The organism is Brevibacterium sanguinis (assembly GCF_039528855.1).
GTDB classification, from domain to species: domain Bacteria; phylum Actinomycetota; class Actinomycetes; order Actinomycetales; family Brevibacteriaceae; genus Brevibacterium; species Brevibacterium sanguinis.
In genome coordinates this window covers 110,190-118,151 of sequence record NZ_BAAAMB010000009.1, presented here as the reverse complement: position 1 = coordinate 118,151, position 7,962 = coordinate 110,190, and the positions used below count along the sequence as shown (strand labels likewise).

General features: G+C 68.6%; 8 protein-coding genes. 4 read left to right on the top strand and 4 right to left on the bottom strand.

Annotation, left to right across the window (positions count from 1 at the left end):
* Positions 1-180: 180 nt before the first annotated feature.
* Positions 181-744, bottom strand: coding sequence for a hypothetical protein (locus ABD154_RS10880; RefSeq protein WP_344251276.1), 564 nt, complete (start codon positions 742-744; stop codon positions 181-183).
* Between the two features lie 163 nt (positions 745-907).
* On the opposite strand from ABD154_RS10880, the gene ABD154_RS10875 reads away from it, so the two are divergent.
* Positions 908-2,152 (top strand): winged helix-turn-helix domain-containing protein, encoded by a 1,245-nt coding sequence (locus ABD154_RS10875; RefSeq protein ID WP_344251275.1) that lies wholly within the window; start codon positions 908-910, stop codon positions 2,150-2,152.
* A gap of 55 nt (positions 2,153-2,207) precedes the next feature.
* Positions 2,208-4,904 carry a preprotein translocase subunit SecA gene (secA, locus tag ABD154_RS10870; RefSeq protein WP_344251274.1) on the top strand — a complete coding sequence of 899 codons (2,697 nt, stop codon included), beginning with the start codon at positions 2,208-2,210 and terminating at the stop codon, positions 4,902-4,904.
* A 6-nt stretch (positions 4,905-4,910) separates the two neighbouring features.
* On the opposite strand, the gene ABD154_RS10865 is transcribed toward secA, so the two are convergent.
* Together ABD154_RS10865 and ABD154_RS10860 are read right to left on the bottom strand one after the other, a co-directional pair.
* Positions 4,911-5,369, bottom strand: a complete 459-nt coding sequence (locus tag ABD154_RS10865; RefSeq protein ID WP_344251273.1) for an Rv3235 family protein — start codon at positions 5,367-5,369, stop codon at positions 4,911-4,913.
* Positions 5,366-6,193, bottom strand: coding sequence for a LysM peptidoglycan-binding domain-containing protein (locus ABD154_RS10860; RefSeq protein WP_344251272.1), 828 nt, complete (start codon positions 6,191-6,193; stop codon positions 5,366-5,368). Before ABD154_RS10860 ends, ABD154_RS10865 begins: the two co-directional genes overlap by 4 nt.
* A gap of 138 nt (positions 6,194-6,331) precedes the next feature.
* Here ABD154_RS10860 and ABD154_RS10855 point away from each other — a divergent pair, with 138 nt between their 5' ends.
* On the top strand, positions 6,332-6,847 hold the full coding sequence (locus tag ABD154_RS10855) for a hypothetical protein (RefSeq protein ID WP_344251271.1): 516 nt from the start codon (positions 6,332-6,334) through the stop codon (positions 6,845-6,847).
* A 16-nt stretch (positions 6,848-6,863) separates the two neighbouring features.
* On the opposite strand, the gene ABD154_RS10850 is transcribed toward ABD154_RS10855, so the two are convergent.
* Positions 6,864-7,085, bottom strand: coding sequence for a helix-turn-helix domain-containing protein (locus ABD154_RS10850; RefSeq protein WP_137824735.1), 222 nt, complete (start codon positions 7,083-7,085; stop codon positions 6,864-6,866).
* Between the two features lie 164 nt (positions 7,086-7,249).
* Here ABD154_RS10850 and ABD154_RS10845 point away from each other — a divergent pair, with 164 nt between their 5' ends.
* Positions 7,250-7,879: a hypothetical protein gene (locus tag ABD154_RS10845; protein WP_344251270.1), complete on the top strand. Its 630-nt coding sequence runs from the start codon at positions 7,250-7,252 to the stop codon at positions 7,877-7,879.
* Positions 7,880-7,962: the final 83 nt, after the last annotated feature.

Here is a 7,962-nt window from a genome sequence, read left to right as displayed (position 1 = left end):
GAGGACGAGGGCGCTGACCACGGTGGCGGCCACCGTGGTCAGCGCGGTGAGCAGTCCGAACGCGGCGAGGATGTCGAGTCCCAGGCAGAGCGGCACCGGCACGAGCCACAGCCAGGTCAGGACGGTCTTCATGTCTCGGAGTCTAGTCATCGCCGGGCGGTCGGGCGGAATGCTCGGTCCTCAGGCGCGAGCGCACGTCGGGTCCGCGTACTCGATCTCCGCGGCGACGCCGTCGTTGTTGGCGAACACCGAGGTCAGCGTCGCACCCTTCGGCAGGTCGAGGCTGCCGATGCTGCGGTCGTCGGCGAAGACCTCGAGCTTGCCGTCACCGGCGGTGCCGGAGAACGTCACGGTCTTCCCGCCCATCGTCGCCTGGTCGGTGAACGCCCCGGCTTCGTCCTCGACGGGGCGCGCATCCGCCTGCGGGTAGTCGAAGGTGACGAAGCGGGAGACGCGGGCCGCCCGGCCGTCGCTGAGCTCGTGGACGATGAGCTGGTCCTTCTTCGTCCCGGCCTGCGGGGCGAGATCGACGTAGGTGAGCTCGGCCCGCTCGGCCATCGCCGAGAGGATGTAGGGGCGCCCGTGGACCTCGATGCCCGAGGCGGTGACGTCGCAGCCGCCGAGGTAGTCCTCGACCTGGGCTTCGAGCTGGGCCTTCGACCGGTACTCCCAGAAGAAGAGCGCGCCGATGCCGACGGCCAGCGCGGTGAGAACGGAGGTGAGGGCGATGATGACCTTCTTCATGAGAGGTCCTTCCTGTGTTCGAGGGACGGACCGGAGGGTGGTCCGCTGTGGGATCTCCATCCTGTCGCGCGGCAGGGGGCGGCGACCTCAGCCGTTCGGCCGATCCGACTCGGCCGAACGGGCAGAGCTGGGTCGCGTCAGTGGGGTGGCCTATCGTGGGGCCATGCAGACGATGTCACTGGCGGCGGCGCGGCGGACGGCGATCGCGGCGACCGGTCTCGACCGTCCCCGCCCGCCGCAGGTCACCGCGCGCCATCTCAAGGCGACGTTCGAGCGGATGGGATTGGCGCAGATCGACTCGGTCGCCCGAGTCGTGCGCTCCCACTACCTGCCCTTCTACTCGCGGTTGGGACCCTATGACCGCAGTCGGCTCGACCGGCTCCTCTACTCCGACCCGCGGATGGGCGTCGAGTACTGGGCGCACGCGGCGGCCTTCGTGCCCCCGGAGACGTGGCGCCACTTCGCCCGCAGCCGAGCGGAGTGGTGGCGCATCGACCACGGACAGCGCCACCCGGAGACCGGGGCGGCCTTTCGGGCCCTGCAGCGGTCCCTCCTCGAGGCGCTCGAGGACGGACCGCAGACCGCCAGGTCGGTCTCCGAGCTCGTCGACCATGACCTACCCGAACGCCACCGCGGGCACTGGGGGTGGAACCCGAGCCAGGTGAAGTCGGCGCTCGAAGCGCTCTTCGTCTCCGGGGCGGTGAGCTCCGCGGGACGCAATGACCATTTCGAGCGCATCTATGCGCTGCCGCGCGATGTCAGCCCCCTCCTCGGCGAACCGGTCCTCACCTACGGCACCCCGGAGGCCCCGGACCTCGGGCTGAAGAGCGGCGCGGGCAAGCCCCCGCGGGGCGTGTCCGGGACGGCCAACGACGTGCTCGCCCTCACGCGCATCGCCGCCCGGGCGCTCGGGGTCGCGCGCCCGGACTGCCTCGCCGACTACTTCCGCCAGCTGCGCGCCCCGACCGACGTCGCGATCGAGACGCTGCTCACCTCCGGCGAGCTCGTCGAGGTCGAGGTCGCGGGCACGCCCGCCCTGCGCTGGCATGCGGCGAGGACCCCGCGGGCGACGGCGGCCAGAGCCCTGCTCGCCCCCTTCGACCCGCTCGTCTTCCACCGCCCGCGCATCGAATGGCTCTTCGACTTCCACTTCCGCATCGAGATCTACACCCCCGCGTCCCGGCGGAAGCACGGGTACTACGTCATGCCGTTCCTCCTCGGCGACCGCCTCGTCGCCCGCGTCGACGTCCACCGCGACGGACCGGCGGGAGTGCTCCGCGCGCTCAAGGTGACCTGGGAGCCGGGGGAGGAGCACTGGGAGGAGCTCACCGCCGAACTCACCGCCCTGGGACGGTGGCTGGGGGCGGGGTCGGTGGATGTGTGCGGGACTCACCTGCCATTAAGCTAGGGCCTATACAGTCATTCGAGTTGTCGTCAGGCGCCCCGCGCCGAATAGGAGAGAAGTGGCTAACATCCTCGAGAAGCTTCTGCGCACCGGTGAGGGCCGGACGCTGAAGAAGCTCCGCCGGTACACCGACGCCATCAATCAGCTGTCCGATGAGTTCAGCGAGATGTCCGACGCCGAGCTGCGCGAGGAGACCGACCGGTTCAAGAAGCGCGTCGCCGACGGCGAGTCGCTCGATTCGCTGCTGCCCGAAGCCTTCGCCGCGGTGCGCGAGGCCTCCGGCCGGACGCTGGGCATGCGCCACTTCGACGTCCAGCTCATGGGCGGGGCCGCCCTGCACCTCGGCAACATCGCGGAGATGAAGACCGGTGAGGGCAAGACGCTCGTGGCCACCGCGCCGGCGTACCTCAACGCGCTGACCGGCAACGGCGTCCACGTCATCACCGTCAACGACTACCTCGCGACCTACCAGTCCGAGCTCATGGGCCGCGTCTTCCGCTTCCTCGGCATGGAGACCGGCTGCATCCAGGCGAACATGCCCTCGGACGAGCGCCGCAAGCAGTACGCCGCTGACATCACCTACGGGACGAACAACGAGTTCGGCTTCGACTACCTCCGCGACAACATGGCGTGGACGGCCGAGGAGCTCGTCCAGCGCGGGCACTCGTTCGCGATCGTCGACGAGGTCGACTCGATCCTCATCGACGAGGCCCGCACCCCGCTCATCATCTCCGGCCCCGCCGAAGGCGACGCGAACCGCTGGTACGAGGAGTTCGCGAAGGTCGTCAAACGACTCAAGGTCGACCGCGACTACGAGGTCGACGAGAAGAAGCGCACCGTCGGCGTGCTCGAACCCGGCATCGAACGCGTTGAGGACTACCTCGGCATCGGCAACCTCTACGACGCGGAGAACACACCGCTCATCAGCTTCCTCAACAACGCGATCCGCGCGAAGGAGCTGTTCAAGAAGGACAAGGACTACGTCCTCCTCGACGGCGAGGTGCTCATCGTCGACGAGCACACCGGTCGCGTCCTCAAGGGCCGTCGCTACAACGAGGGCCTCCACCAGGCCATCGAGGCGAAGGAGAACGTCAAGGTCCAGGCGGAGAACCAGACGCTGGCGACGATCACCCTGCAGAACTACTTCCGCCTCTACGACAAGCTCTCGGGCATGACCGGCACGGCCGAGACCGAGGCCGCCGAGTTCATGTCGACGTACAAGCTCGGCGTCGTGCCGATCCCGACGAACAAGCCGATGCAGCGCGTCGACCAGTCCGACTTCGTCTACAAGAACGAGATCGCGAAGTTCGATGCCGTCGTCGACGACATCGTCGAGCGCCACGAGACCGGTCAGCCGGTCCTCGTCGGCACGACGAGCGTCGAGAAGAGCGAATACCTCTCGAAGCACCTCGCCAAGCGCGGTGTCCGCCACGAGGTGCTCAACGCGAAGAACCACGCCCGTGAGGCGGCGATCGTCGCTCTCGCCGGACGGAAGGGCGCGGTCACCGTGGCGACGAACATGGCCGGCCGCGGCACCGACATCATGCTCGGCGGCAACGCCGAGTTCATCGCCGTCGCCGAGATGGAGAAGCGCGGACTTGACCCCGTCGAGGACGCCGAGGAGTACGAGAAGCAGTGGCAGGACGTCCTCGCCGAGGCGGAGGCGAAGGTCGAGTCGGAGGCCGAGGAGGTCATCGAACTCGGCGGTCTCTACGTCCTCGGCACCGAACGCCACGAGTCCCGACGCATCGACAACCAGCTGCGCGGACGCTCTGGGCGTCAGGGCGACCCGGGGGAGAGCCGCTTCTACCTCTCGCTCACCGATGACCTCATGCGCCTCTTCGGCTCCGGTGCCGCCGAGCGGATCATGGCCACGGCCAATGTGCCCGATGACGTCCCGCTCGAGTCGAAGATGGTCACCCGGGCGATCCTCTCGGCGCAGACGCAGATCGAGCAGCGCAACGCCGAGCAGCGCAAGAACGTGCTCAAGTACGACGACGTCCTCAACCGCCAGCGCACCGTCATCTACGACGAGCGCCGCAAGGTCCTCGACGGCGAGGACCTCGCCGATCAGGTCGCGAGCTTCCGTGAACAGGTCATCGACGCATACGTCCAGGCCGCGACGACCGGCCCGGTCGAGGAGTGGAAGGTCGACGAGCTCTTCGAGGCGCTCGGCAAGATCTACACCCCCTCGATCACGGAGGAGGACCTCGCCGAGGAGGTCGGCGGGCTGAGCAACCTCACGAAGAACCGCCTCAACGCGGAGATCCAGTCCGACATCGACGTCTTCTACGCCCAGCGCGAGGAGGATCTCGGTGAGGAGGCGACCCGTGAGCTCGAGCGCCGTGTCGTCCTCTCCGTCATCGACAAGCGCTGGCGTGAGCACCTCTACGAGATGGACTACCTCAAGAACGGCATCGGCCTGCGCGCGATGGCACAGCGCGACCCCCTCGTGGAGTACCAGCGCGAGGGCTTCGAGATGTTCACGACGATGCAGGACGGGATCAAGGAGGACGTCGTGCGCCTCACCGACACTCTCGAGGTCACCGTCAACCGGCCGCAGGGCGAATCCGGTGACGACTCGGAGGTCGAGGTCGACGCGGCAGAGCTGCGCCACACCACCCCGAAGATGCAGCTCTCGGCGCCGTCGGAGGACGGCGGCACCTCGGTGACCGAGGACGACGCCGACAGCGCGGACGACCCGGCACCGGCCAACCGCGCCCAGCGCCGGGCGAAGAAGAAGGCGAAGCGCTGACGGGTCTCACATGGTCTGCAGCGCCGTCATCGTCCAGCGGTTCGTCAGCAGTTCGAGGCGGATCGCCACGGCCCGGTAGCGCGCGGGCGTGCGGACCATGACCGTGACCTCGGCGACGGTCTCGGCGACGCGGCACACGCGGGAGCGCCCGGCGGTCAGCGTGCGTTCGGCCGCATGGTCGCGGACCGGTCTCGTCGGGGCGATCTCCGCTCGCACCTGAGCGCGCCGATCGATCTTCTCGAGCAGCTCCTGGTCGACCCAGCGGGCGATCGTGTCGCTGCGACGCACCCCGGAGAAGATCTCGAGGCACGCGATCGCCAGAGACGTCGCCGTCGCGGCGATCCGTTCGCCGTCATCGTCCGGCGGCATCGGCCGCGGGGGAGTCGCACCGGTGGTGCTGCGGGTCAGCCGCGTGGCCTGGGCAGTCGTGCGGGCCGGGCGCGTGAGGACGAGGGGTGCGCTCATGAGGGGATCTCCAATCGCTGTCCGGGCATGATGAGATCGGGGTCGGCGCCGATGACGTGCCGGTTGGCCGAGTGGATGGCGTCCACGAGTGTCCCGCGAGCGTCATCGGAATCGGTGAGCTCGGAGGCGATCGACCACAGGCTCTCCCCACGGCTGACGATGTGCACCGTCGGTGTGGAGGCGTCCGGGCCGGGCGCGGCAGGGGCGTCGGGGTCGCGGGTGTCGGTGTCGGGCGTCTCGCCGTCCGGGTCATTCGCGGTGTCGGACGCACCGTCGGGCGGATCAGTGCTGTTCGGCGGTTCCGGGCTCGCCGGAGGATCGGCAGGGTCGGTGGTCGGCCATCCGGGGTCGAGCGGCGCACCGGGAGTCGTCGGCCATCCCGGGTCGGGCAGGTCCGAGGCGCTCACGGGTCTGCTGTCGACACCCGAGCGGCCGGCGACACTCGCAACCCTCGGAGCGCCGGCGACGCTCGGACCGGCGTTGCCGCCGATGCTCGGACCGGAGCCGCTACCGAGGGCGGCGGCGCTCTGGGCCGCGCAGCCGATGGCGACGGCGGTGAGCACGCTCGACGCGAGCATCCGGGGCGTCAGCCGCACCGCTGCCACACTGAGCCGATTCCGCAGACGACCGGTCGGCAGCACGGCGATGACGAGCGCGAGGAGGGCCGTGAGGCCGAGGCGGGCGAACGCGAGGACGGCCGCGCCGGCGAGCGTGAGGACGACGAGGTCGCTGACCGTCCACGGTTGGGTGAGGGCCACCCACAGAGAGGCGAAGCCGCCGAGCAGAGACAGCCAGGAGATGGCACAGAGCCCGATAAGATACATTGTGAACATCCTTAAGTGTGAATGTTCAGCAATCATGCAGTTTGACTGTATTTGATGTCAATAGTATTCGTCGAACTACGACACTGTAGTTAGCTCGGTCTCTTGCGGACATCGCGGGACTCGGGCAAGCTTCACGATATGGACGAGCGGATCGACGCCTTCCTCGATGACCTTGAAGCCATGCACACATGGCGCGAGCGTCATGCCCGACGCGGCGAGTTCTCCGATGAGCTCGCGATGCAGGCCGCGGAGCGGACTCTCCTCGAGCGCCTGCGCGGCAGCCTCGGGGAGGAGGTCAGGGTGACGACCGAGAGTCGGGAGATCACGGGGACGGCGGTCTTCCTCGGTGCCGGGATCTGCGTCATCGCCGGGACGGAGGTGACGATCGTGTCACTGGCCTGTCTCTACGAGCTGCGGACCGGATCCCGCCGGCACGACCACGGGGCGGGTCCGCTGGAGAGGCTCGGCATGGGTTCGGCGCTGCGGCGTCTGGCCGCCTGGCATGAGGAGATCGTCATCGAGCTGCGGGCGACGGGCAGGACGATCCGCGGGCGCGCCGACATGGTCGCCGCCGACTACGTCGAGATCGCGGGTCGGATCATCCCGCTCTCGCGGATCGCCGCAGTGCAGGCGCGGGTGAATCCCTTTGCGTGAGGGGCGGCGCGTGAGATCAGTCGTCGAGGAGGCCGGCCTTGATCTCGTGCTCGGTGCGCTCGTACATCCGCTGGATGTACGCCTCGATCTCGGCCTTCTCGACGCGCCACTGCCCGCGGCCGCCGACCTTGATGGCGCGCAGGTCGCCGGTGCGCACGAGGGCGCGCGCCTGAGCGATCGAGACATTGAGCAGTTCGGCCACGTCGGTGAGTGGCAGGAAACGGTTTTCGACGACCATGACGGTTCTCCCCAATTCCAAGCGACGGCATTGTTCCCAGCGATGACAGGGTCTCAAGCGACAACAGTTTTGCCTGAAATCATTGCTTTGACCCCATTTGATACTCGATACTATCACTCACCGGCAATTCCTGTCATGGGAAAATCCCCCGAATCGGAGATGCAATGGAGCTCTCGAGACGTTTCCGCCCGCCCCGCTGGACCGACGCCAGGCTGCTCGTCGGCGCAGTCCTCGTCATCGCGGCCATCGTCGCCACCTATCTCCTCGTCAGCGCCGCCACGGCGACGACCCGGGTCTGGGCCAGCGCGGCATCCCTCGTCCCCGGTCAGGCGCTCGGGCCCGACGACCTCGTCGTCGCCGAGGTCAACCTCGCCGACGTCGGGGACAAGTACCTCTCCGCCGACACGCCGCTGCCGCAGGACTCGAGCGTGCGCTCCGTCATCGCCGAAGGGGAGCTCGTGCCCGCCTCGGCGGTGACCCCGATGGCCGAACTCGAGGGCCGGATCGTCGCGATCGACGTTCCCGGATCGGTGCCCTCGGTCGTCGACCGGGGCAGCCTCGTCGACGTGTGGGCCCAATCGGAGTCGACGGGACTCGACGACGAGGCCGGCGCCCCCGAGCAGATCGTCAGCGGCGCCCCGGTCGCCCACATCACCCGTGACGTCGGCAGCTTCGGGGTCGGCGACGGGGCCCGGATCGAAGTCTTCGTCCCGGCCACCGCGCTGTCCGGTGTGCTGTCCGCCCTCGACGGCCGCAGCGTCCTCTCCGTCGTCGGCGCCCCCGGCGGGAGCTGATCGCGATGCCCCAGGTGCTCCTCGCCGTCGACTTCGAGTACGACCTCATCCTCTTCGAACTGCTCAGCGACCTCGACGACGTC

Excerpts from the sequence above, each read along its gene's own strand:
- ABD154_RS10875 (WP_344251275.1), top strand. The coding sequence starts at position 908 with ATGCAGACGATGTCACTGGCGGCGGCGCGGCGGACGGCGATCGCGGCG.
- ABD154_RS10845 (WP_344251270.1), top strand. The coding sequence starts at position 7,250 with ATGGAGCTCTCGAGACGTTTCCGCCCGCCCCGCTGGACCGACGCCAGG.
- ABD154_RS10855 (WP_344251271.1), top strand. The coding sequence starts at position 6,332 with ATGGACGAGCGGATCGACGCCTTCCTCGATGACCTTGAAGCCATGCAC.
- ABD154_RS10880 (WP_344251276.1), bottom strand. The coding sequence starts at position 744 with ATGAAGAAGGTCATCATCGCCCTCACCTCCGTTCTCACCGCGCTGGCC.
- ABD154_RS10850 (WP_137824735.1), bottom strand. The coding sequence starts at position 7,085 with ATGGTCGTCGAAAACCGTTTCCTGCCACTCACCGACGTGGCCGAACTG.
- ABD154_RS10865 (WP_344251273.1), bottom strand. The coding sequence starts at position 5,369 with ATGAGCGCACCCCTCGTCCTCACGCGCCCGGCCCGCACGACTGCCCAG.
- ABD154_RS10860 (WP_344251272.1), bottom strand. The coding sequence starts at position 6,193 with ATGTATCTTATCGGGCTCTGTGCCATCTCCTGGCTGTCTCTGCTCGGC.